The sequence below is a fragment of the Rheinheimera sp. ATLC3 genome (genome assembly GCF_059429535.1).
This window is the reverse complement of sequence record NZ_CM182103.1, coordinates 2,679,503-2,696,100: the sequence shown is the minus strand read 5'-3', so window position 1 is coordinate 2,696,100 and position 16,598 is coordinate 2,679,503. Positions and strand designations below refer to the sequence as shown.

General features: G+C 50.9%; 13 protein-coding genes. 5 read left to right on the top strand and 8 right to left on the bottom strand.

The window, feature by feature from the left end; all coding sequences use genetic code 11:
- Positions 1–99: 99 nt before the first annotated feature.
- Genes AC5SV9_RS12525 through AC5SV9_RS12510 form a run of 4 tightly spaced genes read left to right on the top strand, consistent with a single transcriptional unit; the run spans position 100 to position 4,675 of the window.
- On the top strand, positions 100–1,665 hold the full coding sequence (locus tag AC5SV9_RS12525) for a sodium:solute symporter (protein WP_475149893.1): 1,566 nt from the start codon (positions 100–102) through the stop codon (positions 1,663–1,665).
- A 4-nt stretch (positions 1,666–1,669) separates the two neighbouring features.
- Positions 1,670–2,569 (top strand): glucosamine kinase nucleotide-binding domain-containing protein, encoded by a 900-nt coding sequence (locus AC5SV9_RS12520; RefSeq protein WP_226767890.1) that lies wholly within the window; start codon positions 1,670–1,672, stop codon positions 2,567–2,569.
- Positions 2,559–3,494, top strand: coding sequence for an N-acetylmuramic acid 6-phosphate etherase (gene murQ, locus AC5SV9_RS12515; protein ID WP_475149896.1), 936 nt, complete (start codon positions 2,559–2,561; stop codon positions 3,492–3,494). The genes AC5SV9_RS12520 and murQ overlap by 11 nt, the downstream gene beginning before the upstream one ends.
- Positions 3,491–4,675 carry an exo-beta-N-acetylmuramidase NamZ family protein gene (locus AC5SV9_RS12510; RefSeq protein WP_475149897.1) on the top strand — a complete coding sequence of 395 codons (1,185 nt, stop codon included), beginning with the start codon at positions 3,491–3,493 and terminating at the stop codon, positions 4,673–4,675. Before murQ ends, AC5SV9_RS12510 begins: the two co-directional genes overlap by 4 nt.
- Here the strand turns inward: AC5SV9_RS12510 and AC5SV9_RS12505 are convergent, their stop codons facing one another.
- Positions 4,676–5,488, bottom strand: coding sequence for a substrate-binding periplasmic protein (locus tag AC5SV9_RS12505; protein ID WP_475149900.1), 813 nt, complete (start codon positions 5,486–5,488; stop codon positions 4,676–4,678).
- Between the two features lie 97 nt (positions 5,489–5,585).
- Positions 5,586–6,275, bottom strand: a complete 690-nt coding sequence (locus tag AC5SV9_RS12500; RefSeq protein ID WP_475149901.1) for a pirin family protein — start codon at positions 6,273–6,275, stop codon at positions 5,586–5,588.
- Between the two features lie 168 nt (positions 6,276–6,443).
- On the opposite strand from AC5SV9_RS12500, the gene AC5SV9_RS12495 reads away from it, so the two are divergent.
- The gene (locus AC5SV9_RS12495; RefSeq protein WP_475149902.1) at positions 6,444–6,989 is read left to right on the top strand and encodes an NADPH-dependent FMN reductase; all 546 of its coding nucleotides are present in this window, start codon (positions 6,444–6,446) and stop codon (positions 6,987–6,989) included.
- A gap of 54 nt (positions 6,990–7,043) precedes the next feature.
- Here the strand turns inward: AC5SV9_RS12495 and AC5SV9_RS12490 are convergent, their stop codons facing one another.
- From AC5SV9_RS12490 to AC5SV9_RS12465, 6 genes are all read right to left on the bottom strand, one after another.
- Positions 7,044–8,525 (bottom strand): phosphoesterase, encoded by a 1,482-nt coding sequence (locus AC5SV9_RS12490; protein WP_475149905.1) that lies wholly within the window; start codon positions 8,523–8,525, stop codon positions 7,044–7,046.
- A 200-nt stretch (positions 8,526–8,725) separates the two neighbouring features.
- On the bottom strand, positions 8,726–11,428 hold the full coding sequence (locus tag AC5SV9_RS12485; protein WP_475149907.1) for a TonB-dependent receptor: 2,703 nt from the start codon (positions 11,426–11,428) through the stop codon (positions 8,726–8,728).
- Positions 11,429–11,613: 185 nt separating this feature from the next.
- The gene (locus AC5SV9_RS12480) at positions 11,614–14,637 is read right to left on the bottom strand and encodes a TonB-dependent receptor (RefSeq protein ID WP_475149910.1); all 3,024 of its coding nucleotides are present in this window, start codon (positions 14,635–14,637) and stop codon (positions 11,614–11,616) included.
- A 4-nt stretch (positions 14,638–14,641) separates the two neighbouring features.
- Positions 14,642–15,634: a FecR family protein gene (locus tag AC5SV9_RS12475; protein ID WP_475149911.1), complete on the bottom strand. Its 993-nt coding sequence runs from the start codon at positions 15,632–15,634 to the stop codon at positions 14,642–14,644.
- A gap of 44 nt (positions 15,635–15,678) precedes the next feature.
- Positions 15,679–16,167, bottom strand: coding sequence for an RNA polymerase sigma factor (locus AC5SV9_RS12470; RefSeq protein ID WP_475149913.1), 489 nt, complete (start codon positions 16,165–16,167; stop codon positions 15,679–15,681).
- A gap of 113 nt (positions 16,168–16,280) precedes the next feature.
- On the bottom strand, positions 16,281–16,598 hold the full coding sequence (locus AC5SV9_RS12465) for a hypothetical protein (RefSeq protein ID WP_475149916.1): 318 nt from the start codon (positions 16,596–16,598) through the stop codon (positions 16,281–16,283).

Below are 16,598 nucleotides of genomic sequence, written 5' to 3'. Positions count from 1 at the left end.
AAATAATTTATTCATTCAAGTAAAATCTAAATGAATACTTTACTCATGCACTATACATTATGGTATGGTTAAGTACTTTTTCACGCTAACGGGTATGACATGCAACTGACGGTACTGGACTGGACGGTATTTTTTGGCTACTTCGCGCTATTGGCGCTGGTGGGCTGGTCGGTAAACCGGCGCAAAGCCGGCAGCAGCAATGATTATTTCCTCGCAGCAAACAGTATGCCGGTATGGGTAGTTGCCGTGTCGGTGCTGGCCACCTCGCAATCTGCCGCCACCTTTCTGGGCGGACCGGATATGGGCTTTCGCGGTAACCTCAGCTACCTGGCTACCAATATCGGCGCCCTCATTGCAACGTTTATCGTCATTAAATTTTTACTGCCGCGTTATTATCAATTAAAAGTGACCACAGTGTATGAACTGTTGGAGCAACGCTTTGGTGCCAGTGCCAAAGATCATGCCGGCAAGATGTACCTGTTCGGCCGTATTTTTGCCAGCGGTGCAAGGCTGTATATGGCTGCCATTGCCGTTGCGATGTTGCTGTTTAACAACATTCAGGCCAGCAGTGTGCTGGCAGCGATTGCTCTGCTGGCCGTTATTGGTCTGGCTTGTACTGTAGCAGGTGGTATCCGTTCTGTTATCTATACCGATGCGCTGCAGTGCGCTGTCTATGTGCTGGCGGCACTGCTGGTACTAGGCTACCTGTATTACAGTATCAACGTTGACTTTGCTACCTTGGTACAGGCGTTGCAGCAGCCGGTAGAGGGTGGTACGTCAAAGCTTCTGCTGTTCGACTGGCGTTTTGATGTCAGCTCCGGCGGTGTATTTAATATGTGGTCGGCGCTAACCGGGTTTATCTTACTGAATATTGCCGCTTTTGGCCTGGATCAGGACATGACACAACGCGTACTGACCTGTAAAGACAGCAAAGCCGGTGCGCGGGCGCTGTTAAGTTCAGCGCTGATGGTAATACCCACTATGCTGGTATTTATTCTGATAGGGTTTTTACTGTACATTTTTTACCAGCGGCCAGATCTTTATCAGCCGGCGCAACGTTTTGCCGACAGCTTTGCCGGTGAAAAAGTAACCGTATTTATGTATTACGTGCTTAATGAAATGCCGTCAGGCCTGCGCGGGCTGGTGGTGGTTGGCGTTATAGCTGCAGCCTTATCGACTATTACCTCAGGCCTGAATTCTATGTCGTCGGTTCTGGTTGCCGATATGTACAAGCCGTGGAAATTAAAGCGCGATGCCAGTACCAGCGAGCAACATTTTGTCCGTGCCGGCCAGTTTGGCATGCTCGGTACAGCTATTACGTTGTCACTGATGGCCGTATTGTGTTTTTACTGGCAGCAATATTCTGATATGCCATTGCTGGCATTTGCGCTGAGTGTGATGGTGTTTTCATATAGCGGTTTACTGGGAGTGTTTTTCACCGCCCTGTTCAGTAAGCGCGGTAACCGTTACTCGGTCACCGCAGCGCTGCTGAGTGGCTTTGCAGTCACTTTAGTATTACAACCTTATATTTTACAGCACCTCAGCCCGACGCTGGCCGCACTTGACCTGGGTTTTACCTGGCAGCTGTGTATTGGCACTGTTATCGCAACACTGGTGTGCTTAGCAGGTAAAGCAAGCAGCACAGCGGCTGTGAAAGAGGAATAACAATATGTGGATCCTGACTGTCGATGGTGGTGGCAGCAAAACTCTGGCCCGGCTGACCAACCAGGCAACAAGCCAAAGCTGGCAGCAACAGGCCGGCCCGGCCTCGCTGACGAATGATTTTTCACTGGCATTGAGTAATATCAACCTGCTCAGTAACAGCCTGTGCCAGCAAGCCGGTATCAGCAGCAAACAGGCCATTGCAGTAATGGGCCTGGCCGGTGCCGGTAATCCACAACAGCATTTACAGGCCAGCCAGCAGCTGGCAAAACACTATGCCGGCTTTTTATTAACCACCGACGCCAAAACCTCACTTTACGGCGCTAATCTGGGCCAGCCGGTACTGGTTGTGGCACTAGGTACAGGTTCAGTTGCCATGCGTTTACTGGCCGACGGCACCGAGCGCCAGGTCGGTGGCTGGGGCTTTAATATCGGCGATGAAGGCGGCGGAGCCTGGCTCGGTAAACAAGCCGTACGCGAGTTGCTGTGGCAGGTGGATAGCATAGCAGGCATTACCAGCCCGCTACTGAACGCCGTGGCGTTGCAAATCGGTGAAGATGACGCCACGTTACTGCCCTGGCTAAAAACCGCCAGCCCGAATGATTATGCTGCGCTGGCACCTTTGGTTTTCAGCCATGCCGGGCGTTGTGACATAGCCGATATGCTGCTTAAACGCCATACAGAAGCGGTACAGCAACTGCTGTGGCGGGCCCGCGAACAGTTTGAGCTGCCGGTTGTTTTACTCGGCGGCCTGGCAGAGGTTACTGCACCACTGCTAAACAGCCAGAGCCGCGCTTTGCTGCAAAATGCACGCGGCAGTGCGCTGGATGGCGCATTAATTCTGGCTTCAACTCTGACGACACCATTACAGAACAACACCATTTCAGGACAACATCATGATGAATAACCCACAGGACGCTTTATTACAACAGCTTGACGCCATGAGCTCTGAAGCGCGTAACCCCGACAGCTGGGATATTGACCTGTTATCGAGCCTGGAAATCGTGCAGCGCATTAACGCTGAAGATCAAACCGTTGCCCACAGCCTGCAAAGCTGTCTGAGCGATGTTGCAGCCGTTGCCGACCGCATCGTTACGGCCTTTGCTGCCGGCGGCCGTCTGGTGTATCTCGGTGCCGGTACCAGTGGCCGCCTGGGTATTCTGGATGCAGTAGAATGTCCGCCAACTTACAGCGTTCCCTCTTCCCAGGTGGTAGCCCTGATTGCCGGTGGCAACGGTGCAGTGTACAAAGCCGTAGAAGGTGCAGAGGACAATCCTGACCTGGCGGTAGACGATTTAAAGCGAATTGACCTGTGCAAAAATGACATTCTGATTGGTATCGCAGCCAGTGGCCGCACCCCTTATGTGTTGGGTGGCCTGGCCTATGCCCGCAGCCTGGGCTGTTTCACCGCCGCTATCAGCTGCAATGCGAATGCGCCGGTGCTGACTGCCGCTGACGCCGGCATCTGTGCCGTTGTCGGGCCGGAAGTGGTTACCGGTTCTACCCGGATGAAAGCCGGCACGGCACAAAAACTTATTCTGAACATGCTGACGACTACCGCGATGATCCGTAGCGGCAAGGTATATCAGAACCTGATGGTAGATTTGCATGCCAGCAACGAAAAACTGGTCGCCCGTGCCGTACGTATTGTTATTCAGGCCACCGATTGCGAGCCACAAATTGCACGCGATGCACTAAAAGCGGCCGATATGAGTGCCAAACTGGCGATACTGCATATTTTAAGCGGACAGAGCATTGAGCACTGCAAAACACAGCTTAAGCAGCAACATGGCTTTATCCGTAAAGTGTTAGAGCAGGATAAACCGGCATGAAACCGCTGGTATTGCTGTTGTTAAGCTGCTGCCTGCTGGCATGTCAGGTTGACAGTAAAAGCCAGACAGACGCCCCTGCAGCCGCAGCCGCGTTTAAAACCGGCGCTGAGCAACCAGAGCTTTACTTACCCTTGCTAAAGGGCAAAAGAGTCGGCGTGCTGGTTAATCAAACCTCGTTGATTGGTCAGCAGCATCTGGTAGATGAATTACTCAGGCATGGCGTTAATGTCGTCAGTATCTTTGCGCCAGAACATGGCTTTCGCGGCGATCATGATGCCGGGGCTAAAGTCAGCAGCGGCACAGACAGTAAAACCGGCCTGCCACTGTTGTCTTTATATGGCGCCAGCAAAAAACCCAGTGCCGAGCAGATGCAGCAACTGGATATCATCATCTTTGATATTCAGGATGCCGGCGTACGTTACTATACCTATATCAGTTCGATGCACTATGTGATGGAAGCCGCGGCTGAGCACCAGGTGGCGATGCTGATACTTGACAGACCCAACCCGAACGGCGCCTACACAGATGGCCCGGTGCTGGATTTGAACTTCCGCTCGTTCGTCGGTATGCACCCGATCCCGCTGTTGCATGGTATGACAGTGGGCGAACTGGCGCTGATGATTAAAGGTGAACACTGGATAGCGGCAGCAGAGCAGTTAAAGCTTACCGTGATACCGATGCAGGCCTACCAGCATGCCATGCCTTACACCTTGCCGGTAAAACCAAGCCCTAACCTTCCTAATGCGCAGGCGATTGCCCTTTACCCTTCACTGGGTTTTTTCGAGGCTACACCGCTCAGCATTGGCCGTGGCACGCCCTTTCCGTTTCAGGTAATTGGCTATGATAAGTTTGGCCTGGGTAATTTTCAGTTTATGCCGGTATCAACGCCCGGTGCCGCACTAACACCCCCGCTGATGAATAAAGCCTTGCTTGGTGAAGACCTGCGCCGGGCAAAAGCAGCCGGTTTAGACCTGAGTTACCTGTTACGTTGGCATGCTTTGTTTAAAACCCACAACACGGAATTTTTCAGTTCGCCTGCTTTTATGGACAAGCTGGCCGGCACTGATAAACTGCGTTTGCAAATTGAGCAGGGCCTGAGTGAGGCGAGTATCCGTGCCGGCTGGCAAACCGAGCTGGAACAATTTAAACGTCAGCGCCAGCCCTATCTGCTTTACCCCTGACTATCGGTTATCGGCCGTAACATAACGGCTGATAATGCGCTGTGTTTCACCGCTTTGCTGTTGCTGCTCAATAAAACGGTTCAACTTCGGCAACAGCGCCTGCCAACGCGGGTGCAGCGCTATAGTTAATGCAGCCTTACCCACATATAAGCCCGAACGGTACAGGCTGCGATCTGAAAAGTTGTGCTGCACCAGCCAGCGCGCGATTAAATCGTTCATATACACCAGATCGCAGCGGTTATTAAACACCATACGCAGCTGTGCTTCCTGGCTGGATGAGTCTATCCGTAGCAGGGTATCGCTGTTAAACAAAGGCTCAAGCTGTGGGTAAACGTAGTATTCACGGGTACATATCTTTGAACCCTGCAATTGAGCTTTCTGCAGTGGCAGCTGCTGCTTTGAACTGGCAAACAGATAGTCGTTGTATGGAATAATGCCATCGGAAAACAGTAGCTTGTCCGGGTGCCTGGCCCAGGCCGGATTTAGCATCATTGCATCCACATCGCCTTTGTACAGCCGCTGCTCTGCGCCGGAACGGTTATCCAGCACATATTCCGTTTGTATCTGCAATTGCTCAAACAGCGGTGCCAGCAAGTCAGGAATAATACCTATAACCTGGTTCTGTGGCGGTTCAGTATAAATATAAGGGGGGAAATGCGGGTAATACACAACAAAGCGCAGCACCGACGCTGGGGTTGCTGCTGTTGGCTCAGCAGGCTTGGGTTCAGTCTCTGCCATGCCGGCGCCAGACATGGCCGGGCCAGCCAGAGCTGACGCGGCCAATAACAGTGCAGCGGCCAGATAAGGTTTCATCTACAACATCCTGTTGTTATCTGGTCTCAGTCTGGCAGACTGTTAACAAAATACCAGTCTGACCATCCATCTTTTTGCCTGAATAACACAAACCTGATTACGGCAGGTCAAATATCAGCGCTTTGCTGTCGGCAGCAGCCGTTAATTGCAATGCCGCCTGTTCACTGATTTTAATACCATCGCCCGGCTGCAACTTATGACCAGACACATCCAGCTCACCCGTTATCAGGTGAATATATACTTTGCGCCCGGCAGCCAGTGGTAACTGCTGCTGGCCTGCTTGTGACAATATCAGCTGGTGTAAAAACGCATTTTGCCGCACCGTCAGGCTACCTTCCCGACCATCCGGCGACAGGATCAGCGTTAAGCCTTCTCGTTGACCGAAATCTTTTTGCTGATACCCCGGCTCGCCACCAAACTGATTTGGCTGGATCCAGATTTGCAGAAACTTCAGCTCTTCAGCGCTGCTGGCATTAAACTCGCTGTGGTAGATACCACGGCCTGCACTCATCAGCTGAAACTCACCCGCTGGCAGCACTTCGGTATTGCCAGCCGAATCTTTGTGGGCAATTTTACCTGTCAGTACCAGGCTTAAAATTTCCATGTCTTTGTGACCATGGGTATCAAAACCGGCACCTGGCGCAACTTTATCGTCGTTAATCACTCTGAGCGCAGAAAAACCCATTTGCGCCGGGTCATAGTAACTGGCGAATGAAAACGTATGCTGACTCTGTAACCAGCCAAAATCCGCTTTGCCGCGATCTGCTGCATATCTCATCTCAAACATTTTGTTATCTCCTCAAATAGGTTCACATTACCCAAGCAGAGTAGTCCCGGAGCCACAGCAGAAAAAGCGGAATAATTTGCGCTCCATGTTCAAATAATTTGAACTCAGGCTAACGCGCTGAACCTAAGCTACACTGAACAATCGTTACAGCAAACCAGGGAGCAACCAATGAGTATTAATGTGCTGGCTATTTGTGGCAGTTTAAGAGCGAAATCCACCAACCGCGGTTTAGTGCGCTACGCTCAGGCGCATGCGCCTGATGGCATGAAAATTCATATCGCCGATTTAATGGAAGTGCCTTTTTACAACTCAGATCTGGCTGAAAAGCCTGCCGCCGTCAAACAGTTGCTGCAACAAATGGGCGAAGCTGATGCGCTGATACTGGCCTGCCCGGAGTACAATTATTCACTGGCACCGGCACTGAAAAACGCTCTGGACTGGGCCTCGCGCGAACCGGATAACCACCTGCTAAGCGGTAAACCGGTGGCTATTATGGGCGCAGGCGGCGGCATGGGTACCAGCCGGTCACAGTACCACCTGCGTCAGGTATGCGTATTCTTAAACCTGCACCCGCTAAACCAGCCGGAAGTGTTCTCTAATGCCTTTGCCGGCAGTTTTGATACTGACGGCAACCTGATAGACGAGAAAATACAGGGCCTGGTGCGCAAGCAGCTTGATGCATTGTTAAGCTGGCAGCAGCAACTCAGCCGTTAAGTCAGCATACTGCAGCCCTGCCTCGTAAAACGGGTGTAAGGGCTGCTTATAGGTTTAATGCTTTGTGTCCGTTAGCTTAATAAAAACCGGATTGCTATAGAACCATAAGTCATGCCATGGGTTCTCTCCTTTGGCATCAGCTTCCGGTTCAAGTTCGTCTTTGTTATTAGTGCCGCGCAGGCGCAAATAACCACTTTGGCTGACTTTACCCAGTGCCAGCCTGAACTCGCTATAACCCTGTTTAGTTTGCCAGTCACCGGCATAAAACCGTTTTGCTACATTGGTATCAGGCGCTTCATCGCTATTACGATTTTGCACCGGGCCACTCACTACACCTTGTATGACATCTACCCGCCGCACCTGCGGTTTGAAACCGCCGCCATTCGGGCCCTCAGGAACCCTGAATCTTACACTTAGTACCAACTCATCGTCAGCCGACACAAGGAGTGTCTCCCCTAAGGTGGCTTTTCTACCGGTTTTTTTTACCATGACGTCAATATAGAGGGCATCAATTAAATCGCCGGTGGTGACAAATACATTGCCCGCTTTTAGTGCAGCAAAAATACTCTGGTAGTCTTTTTCAGCATACACGTAGGTTTTGGCATATTGCCCTGGCCAGAAATCGGCCCAGCCGTCGGTGTAATGCCCATGACTATCGGACACGCCAGTAACCCACCAGCGCCGTCCTTCGCTAAGTAAACTATCCCATACTCCACCTAAGCGCGCGGTCATCTGATCATAGCCACCCAGCGTCGGGTAATGCGGATATTCAGCGCGTATAGCACTGGCGTCGATACTGCCATCCGGGTTTAGTGTGGCGGCCTGGTGGCCTTCCGCTCCGGTCATGCCAATTACCACTTCCGGTGCGGTATCCTGCCAGTCGCGCAATTGTTGCGGGGTAATTTTTTGATACTGGCGAAAACCGGTAGCTAAACGCGAAGGGTGATTTGCCAGTAGTAAGGGTTTATCCGGTAGCGCATCCATGGCTTTAAGCGCCAGCAGCATAAACGCATCTTCAGCCTTTTCCGGCCCCGGCGGCACGCCCTGACGGCCGTTATAACGGCTTTCTATCTGGTACAGCTGCTGCGCTTCGGTGGCACTGTACGGCATAATAAAACTGGCATGCCGGCCACCGGGGCTATTGCCAGGCACATCAAACTCCATGCCGTAAAATTGCAAAGTATCCGGCAGCGCTTTGCGCGATGCCAGCAGCTCCGGGTAAGCCTGCTCCAGCGCCAATTTGGCGCGGTTTGGTCCACCGTGGTCTGTTATCACCATCCAGCTCAAGCCATAGTGCGCCGCCATTTGAGCATTTAACGGGATAGAATATTTGGCATCGCCGCCAATCACCGGCGCAGGGGGAAATACCGAAGTATCCCATTTTACACTGTAATGGCTGTGCACATGGTGGTCTCCTGCTAGCCAACGCTTAGCGTGAGCCGGTTTTTTTGCCTGTGGCACCTGCTGACAAGACGCGACCAGCAAGGTCACAATAGCAGCTAAACCCAACTGCTTTTTACTCACTACAAAAGTCATCGTTCAATACGCCCTACTAAAACAGCCCTGATTCAAATAATTCAGGGCTTTTTCCTAATAACACAGTGTACCTATACCCAAAGTAATTGGTGCTGCAGCGAGGCGGCAAGTGCTTGAGGCCCCGGGAGCATAGTTAACCTATGTGACCGGGGCGAGAGTGCGCAGCCAGCAAAGCTGCAGCTTCAAGTACGAGGGTATGATCAGAACTGCACTGTTACACCAGCCATATAGGTACGGCCACTGTAAGTGGTGTTGTACGCTCTGTTGCTGGAGTCGCTGTACAACTCATCACGGACGTTAGTCAGGTTTATTGCTTCCAGATTTAACTTTATGTTGTCAGTTAAGCGATAAAAGGCAGAGAAATCGACATTGGTCGTGGCATGGTAGCCGCGCTCATCATCGTCAATAGAGCCACTTTCTACCCCAGTGATATAGTCACTGCGATAAGCAGCGGCGATACGCGCGCCCCATTGCTCGGTTTCGTAATATATCGTCAGGTTGTAGCTCTGTTTTGATAACCCAGGAAAGGCTTTAAATTGATTTTCACCTGAGTTTTCTACATTGCGGTATAAGGTTTTAGCATCTGCCCAGGTGTAGTTTGCAATCACGCCCAGGTTGTCAAACGGTGCCGGCAAAAAGTCGAGATCACGCTGCACTGCCAGCTCAAAGCCTTTGATGGTTGAGGAATCTGAGTTTTGCGGTGAAGACACATTAAAAATGTCATCCACTGTTTTACCCACAGGCAACAACGCAGCTGGTAAGCCCAGCTCGCTGTATACGATTTGCTGGGTTTCCGTAACGATAAAGTTGTCGATATCCTTATAAAATAACGCTACCGACGCCAGGCCAACATCTTCAAAGTACCACTCCAGTGCAGTATCAAAATTGGTTGACTCAAAAGGCTGCAGGTTCGGGTTACCAACAGAAATCTGGCCGATATCATTTTCACCCAGTGACGTCTGACTGACATTGGCTGAAAATGCCATAGCGCCCAGCGACGGCCGCGTCATATTTTTGCTGATACCAGTGCGCCAGATCACATCATCGATAAACTCATAGGCAATGTTCAGGCTGGGCAGATAATCAGAGTAATCGCGTACCAATTGTGTTGGCACACCTTTAGATAAACCGGCGGAGGTGATTTCAGTATTGAAATAACGCACACCCAGATTCAACCGCAGCGGCGCACCAGCCACATCATACTCAGTATCGTACACGACATAGGCAGCGTTGGTTTCTTCGGTTAAGTCATACGCCGAGCTTTCTACCGTGTACGCGTCAGTTAATGCAAAATCCGTCAGGCCATAAAAAGCCTGCAGGGCCGCCATATTACCCTGCAACCAGCTTCTGTCCGGGTGGCCGCTAAACAGTTGTGCTTGTTCTGCTGTTAGTGTTTTAACGCCCTGATTCTGTGGCGTGGCTTCATTGCTTGGGAAGTCTTTAGCAACACGTTCAAAACCGCTGTTGCTGAACTTCTTATAGTTGGCACCAAATTTCAAACTGGAACTGTCTGTCAGGTAGTAGTCGAAATCCAGCCTGGCGTTATCAAAGTCGGAATAGATAAAATTCGACTGAAAATACAGATCTTTCACTGTATAGCCTTCCACCGCGGTGACATCAAAATCCGGTGAGTAACTGTGGCCGTAAAACGCATCCTGTGTGAAATCGGTAATAATATTGACCTTTTTCTTCGCTTCAATATTCAGCTTATTTACCCGTGGCTGTTCATAATCTGATGAGCTATGTCCGACCATAGCATGCATTTTCAGCGTATCACTCAGCGTCCAGTCAGCAGCCAGAGTGATCTGGTTAAACACTGAGTCATTAAAATCCTGCCGGTTTTCATTGCGCCAGGTAGCATTTTTATAATCGGCGTATATGACTTCTTTATCACCGTTATTTTCACGCCAAACCAACTCATTCACTACAGAGTTATCTTTTACCGCATGGTGATGCTCAGACAGAGTGTTTTCCAGCTTGCCATGCATCAGGTCCAGCACCAGGCTAAAATCCTGACTCGGTTTATATTGCAGCGCCGCAGTAACACCAAGCCGCTTTTGCTGATTTTGCCACATTGAATAGCGATGGCCGCGCGGGAACCATAATTCGCCGGAATCCAGCTCTGCTTGTAACTCTGTATTGCTGGCATCGGCAGCGGTTTTGCCACCCTCACGCCGCCAGCGGGTAGTGTTGGTACCATATTCCATGGTTTCTCTGTCGCTGTAAGCGACTGATACAAGGGCGCCAAAATCAGACCAGGTGTTTGATAACAACGCCGCAATCCGCGGATCAGTGCTGTCGGTGTTACTGTTGGTACCTAACTGGGCAGACACGGCGGCCTGGGCGCCGTCATAGTCAAATGGTTTGGCGGTACGTAAGTTCACGGTACCGGCAATGCCGCCTTCTTCCTGATCGGCCGAGTAAGATTTTTTCACATCAATCTGGTTAAACAGCTCAGAGGCGAAAATATTAAAATCAAAAGCCCGGCTACGTGACACCCCGCCGCGAGCATCCATAGGCGATGAAGACGTACCCAGCGCTTCCATACCGTTTACCTGCACCCGGGTAAAATCTGGCCCCAGGCCACGCAAAGAAATCTGCCGGCCTTCGCCGCCTTCTCGGGTAATGGTTACGCCAGGCACGCGCTGCAGTGAGTCAGCCAGGTTTAAATCCGGGAAGTCGGCAATGTCTTCAGCCACTATTGAATCCTGCGCTATCATCGCTTCGCGTTTTAAGTCTTTTGCTTTGATAATGGCGCTGCGAAAGCCTTTTACTTCAATCACTTCGGTTTCTGTTGCAGCCTCTGCCCCGGCAGATTGTGCCAGCAACGGGGCGCTGCATAAAGCCGGAATTGCAGCCAGTACAGCCAGTGCCAGTTGGCTCTTGCAAAGAGTCGTCTTCATAATGTGTCCGTTAATCCTGGTTAGTTACGCTAATGGGTGGAATAAATCTGCTTGCGTAATTGCACAGCAGTCCCCCTAAAGAGCAACAACCCGTGATTTTCGGACAAAAAAAATTGTTAAGGTTTATTGACAGTACTGTGACAGCCAAGGTTTGCGATTGTCATGACTGAATATGAAGTCCCTTATCAGAACTCTGCCGTAAAACCAAGGATATAAGTGCGGCCGCTATAGGTGCTGTTATAGGCTCTGTCGCTGGAATCGCTGTACAACTCTTCACGCAGATTGGTCAGATTAAGCGCTTCGATATTGAGCTTTATGTAGTCGTTTATCCGGTAAAAAGCCGAGAAATCGATATTAGTGCTACCGTGATAACCGCGTTCGTCATCATCGATAGAACCACTTTCTACCGCACTGATATAACGGCTTCGATAGGCAGTGGTTAACCTTGCACCCCAGCGTGGGGTGTCGTAATAAAGTGCCAGGTTGTAGCTGTGTCTGGATAAGCCGGTAAAGGCTTTAATCTGGGCTTCACCCGAGTTTTGCACGTTGTGATACAACGTCTTACCATCGGCCCAGGTGTAATTTGCGCTTATACCAAACTGATTAAGCGGCGCTGGCAGAAAATCCAGCTTACGCTGCAGCGCCAGTTCAATGCCTTTTATTGACGAGGGGCCGCCATTTTGCGGCAAAGATAAATTAAATACATCATCTGGCGTTTTACCCTCTGGTAGCAAGTTGGCAGGTAACCCCAGATCACGATAGATAACTGGCTGGGTAGTGATAGCAATAAAGTGGTTAATATCTTTATAAAACAACGCTGCAGAAAACACCCCTCCATCAGCAAAATACCATTCCAATGCGATATCCAGATTGTTAGCGTTAAATGGTCTCAACTGTGGGTTACCGCTGTTGATTTGACCGATGTCGGTTTCCCCAAGCGAGGTTTGGGTAACATTGGTAAACAGCGCTATATCACTTAGCGAAGGTCGGGTAATATTTTTACTGAGCCCCAGCCGCCACAGCACATCATCGGCAACGTCGTAAGATAAACCCAGCGCGGGCAGGTAGCCGTCGTAACGGCGATTTACCCCCCCAGCCAGAATGCCGGCCCCGCTCTGTGACGGCGCAATACTGCTAAGGCCGGTATTAAAATAGCGCAAACCAAGACTGGCACGCAGTGGTGCACCGGCTAACGTTAGTTTTTGCTCATACTGCAGATAACCGGCATGTGTCTGCTCGGTCAACCGATATACCGAACTGGCAATAGTATCGGCATCGGCTAACGTAAAACCGGTCAGGCCATAAAATGCCTGTAACGCAGCAATATCGCCCTGCAACCAATTTTGCTCGGGGTGGCCGCTATACAGCTGAACCTGTTCCGCGTTCAGGCTTACCACGCCCTGGTTTAGTGGCGTAGTACTACCATGAGGAAAACCGCTTGCCTCTTGCTGATAGCCAGAGTTATTAAACGTTTTAGCGTGTAAACCAAAGCTAAGACTGCTGCTGTCGCTAAGCTGCCAGGTGGCATCCAGCCTGGCGTTGTTAAAGTCGGAATTGACAAAATTAGACTGAAAAAACAGATCCCTTACGGTATAGCCAGATAAGGCCGTTACATCAAAATTGCTGGAATAACTCTGGCCGTAAAAGGCATCCTGAGTGAAGTCGGTCACAATATTGGCTTGTTGCTTTGCCTCAATATTCAATTTGCTCAGCAGTGGCTGGCGGTAGTCGGATGAACTATGGCCCAGCATAGCGTGTAACTGCAAAGAGTCGCTAACTGTCCAATCTGCACTGAGGCTGATTTGATTAAATACCGATTCGTTATAGTCCTGGCGGTTTTCATTGCGCCAGCTGGCATTTTTATAGCTGGCATAAAGCACTTCTTTATCGCCATTGCTGTCACGCCACATCAGATCCTGCACCAGATTATTATCTTTTACTGCATGATGATGTTCAGACAGCTGATTTTGCAGCTTGCCGTGCAACAGTTCCAACACCATATTTAACCTTGGCTCTGGCTGATATTGCAAGGCTGCGGATACCCCTAAGCGCTTTTGCTGATTCTCCCAAACCGACAAGCGCTGACCACGTGGAAACCATAACTCGCCAGAATCCAGCAGGCTTTGCAACTGGCTATTGGCAGGGTCAGCAGCCTGCTTAGCGCTTTCTTGCCGCCAGCGTGTTGTGTTACTGCCATATTCGTTAGTCGCACGGTTACTGTAGGTAAGCGAGATCAGTGCACCAAGCTCGGTCCAGCGCTTTGAAAACAGTGCGAAAAAGCGTGGATCGGCGCTGTTAAAGGGGTTAGCGTTACTATTACTGCTAAGTTCAGCGGAGATACTGGCTTTGTCGGCTAGATAATCAAAGGGCTTGGCGGTACGTAAATTTACCGTGCCGGCTATGCCCCCCTCTTCCTGTTCGGCAGAGTAAGACTTTTTTACATCAATCTGGTTAAAAAGCTCGGCCGCAAAAATATTGAAATCAAAAGCACGACTGCGCGATAACGCGCCGCGTGCATCCATCGGTGATGATGTGGTACCCAGCGTTTCCATACCGTTTATCTGTACCCGGGTAAAATCAGCAGCTAGCCCCCGCAGCGAGATCTGCCGCCCTTCGCCCCACTCGCGGGTAATACTGATACCGGGCACACGTGATATCGCATTGGCGACATTCAGCGCCGGAAAGTCGGTAATATCTTCTGCCACCAGCGAATCTTGCACAAACAGCGTCTGGCGCTTCAAAGCGGTAGCGCCTGGCAACTGTGCAGTGGCGCTGCTATGCCGGTACAAGCCACCATTTGCCCGTACAGCTATAACCTCCATTGCTGGCGCACTGACCAAAGACGGTGCGACCGGAGTTACAGCTGCCGTTACAGACTGTTCAGCTACCGGCTTAGCTTTAATCAGCCAGCCTGAGAAGCGGGGTATAGCTTCTAACGGCTGCTCTGCCAGGAGTTTCTGCAGTACTTCATCGGCGGTAAAATTACCCACCACCGCGGGGGCATTTAGTCCGTTCAGCTTTGACGGGGCAAACAGCAGGGGTTTATTTACCTGACGGGCGAATTGCAATAAAGCCCCTGCTAACGGCTGTGCGGGCAGCTCATATTTCTGACGTTCAGCCGGGTGATGCTGCGCAAAGCATAGCGCTGGGCTAAACAACAGTAACAGCACAAAATAAAACCGCGGCTGCACCGGTAGAACCCAGACCATACTATTACTGTGACGAGGGTGATATCCGGCTTAGCCGGATACCGGTACTGTGTTGCTGCAACGTCAGGCCATAGGCCTCAGTGAGTGCCTGCAATGTCTGATCCGTATTCCCCAGTTCAAAACGGCCTGCCACTCTTAAATCTGCCACTTCTGCACTGGCGCTCAATGGCACCGGTGCAGAGCGATTTAAACGGTGCAATAAATAAGCTAAGGACTCATTTTCAATTTCAATCCAGCCCGAGCGCCAGTCAACCAATTGCTGCAGGTCGACTTTCTCTACTGCTGACATTTTATGTTGCCTGATGCGCACACGCTCTCCGGCCTTAAGCAGCTGCCGCGGACTGGTTGCCGTTGCCTGCACCTGCACTGCTCCCTCGTACACAGTGACATCAATGTTGTCCGGGTCCCGGTCGATGTTGAACTCCGTCCCCACGGCAACTACAGTCGCCTGATCAAGACGCACTTCAAATGGCCTGTTTTTATCTTTAGCTACGGCAAAGTAGGCTGCGCCCACCCCCTGCACAACCTGACGTTTATCGTCGGTAAAAAACACCGTTAGCTGACTGGCCGCAGCCATATCAACGACTGAGCCGTCACCCAGCGTCTGGTGCATAGTATTGGACCGTGCTGTTTTTAGCTCGTAGGGGGCTTCGGTACCTAAGAAACGGCTTTGTCCCAGATATAACATCACTCCCAGCGCAGCAGTGCATGCGAGGACGGTTAGTGACCTGACAGAGCCGGCGAAACACCAGCGCGATAGCGAAAGCTGCCAGCGTTTTAACAGATGTGGCTTGTATGCGGTTAACGCTTTCGTCAGTTCAGGACTTTGCCAGGTTTGTACCATCGCCAACAATATTGCCTGATGTCTTGGGTCTGCATCCAGCCAATGGCTGAACCGCCTTTTGCTCAGGCTGTCCAACTCACCGGCAGCGAGCTTTTCCAGCCAGGCTGCGGCCTGTAAATACAGGTCCTGTTCTGTTTGTTCTGCTGTATTCAATATACTGTTTTCACTCAACCGGTTTTATTACAACATCGCGGATGTCATACAGCGCGCTGCTGGTCAATTTGACGTTGAATATCAGCCAGAGCACGGCTGACATGTTTAGACACCGCTTCTTCACTGATCTGCAGTAAGGCTGCAATATGGCTGCGGCTTTTGCCTTCCACGCGGTACAATACAAACACCTGGCGCCGCAATGCAGGCATAGCAGCCAGCGTCTGCCCGAACAAATCAACAGTTTGCTGCATGCTGGCCATCTCTTCCGGGTTGGCACTCTGACAGACGAGTTCATCTGGTTGTTCTGCAGGCTGATTTCTTATTCGCATAAGTAAGTGCCTGGCGACAGTAAAAGCATAGGCCAGAGGGTTAAGGATTGGCTTTTGCCTGGTTTGCTCCAGCACCCGGGTCACCGCTTCCTGGAAAATATCCGCAGCGTCGGCACTATTGGCGTTTTTCTGCAGATAACGTAACAGTGGCTCCGTATTTTCTAAGACTGTTGCCTGTTGTACCGGCTTCTTACGTATTGACATGCCAACTCAGCGCTGATGCTCATAACAGAAGCATAAGGCATTGATATGACAATTAGTTGACATAGCAGTCTGCGTAATCAGGCACGCTGCCAACTTGTCAGCAACATAGTTCGTTACAACTCAGGTTGGTCGCTGTTATCTGCCGTGTCAGAGTTTGAAGGCGCAACAGCAACACACTGCCAACCCCAGCCGCGTTGTTTTTCAGCAAACTCTGCGGCTTTTTGTTCGCAATAGCCCGCTTCGCTGCTGGCGCGCCACAGCACACTGCTCTGGCCATCTTTACCGTAATGCACTTCACACGGTAGCTCTGTGCCCTCGGGGTACACCACTTCAATAACCCGCACCGCATCACCCAGCTGACAGTGGGTGGCCTGATTTTCTGCTGCCGCCAACATAAAAGGCACTAAGGCTGTCAGTAGTATTAGACGCAT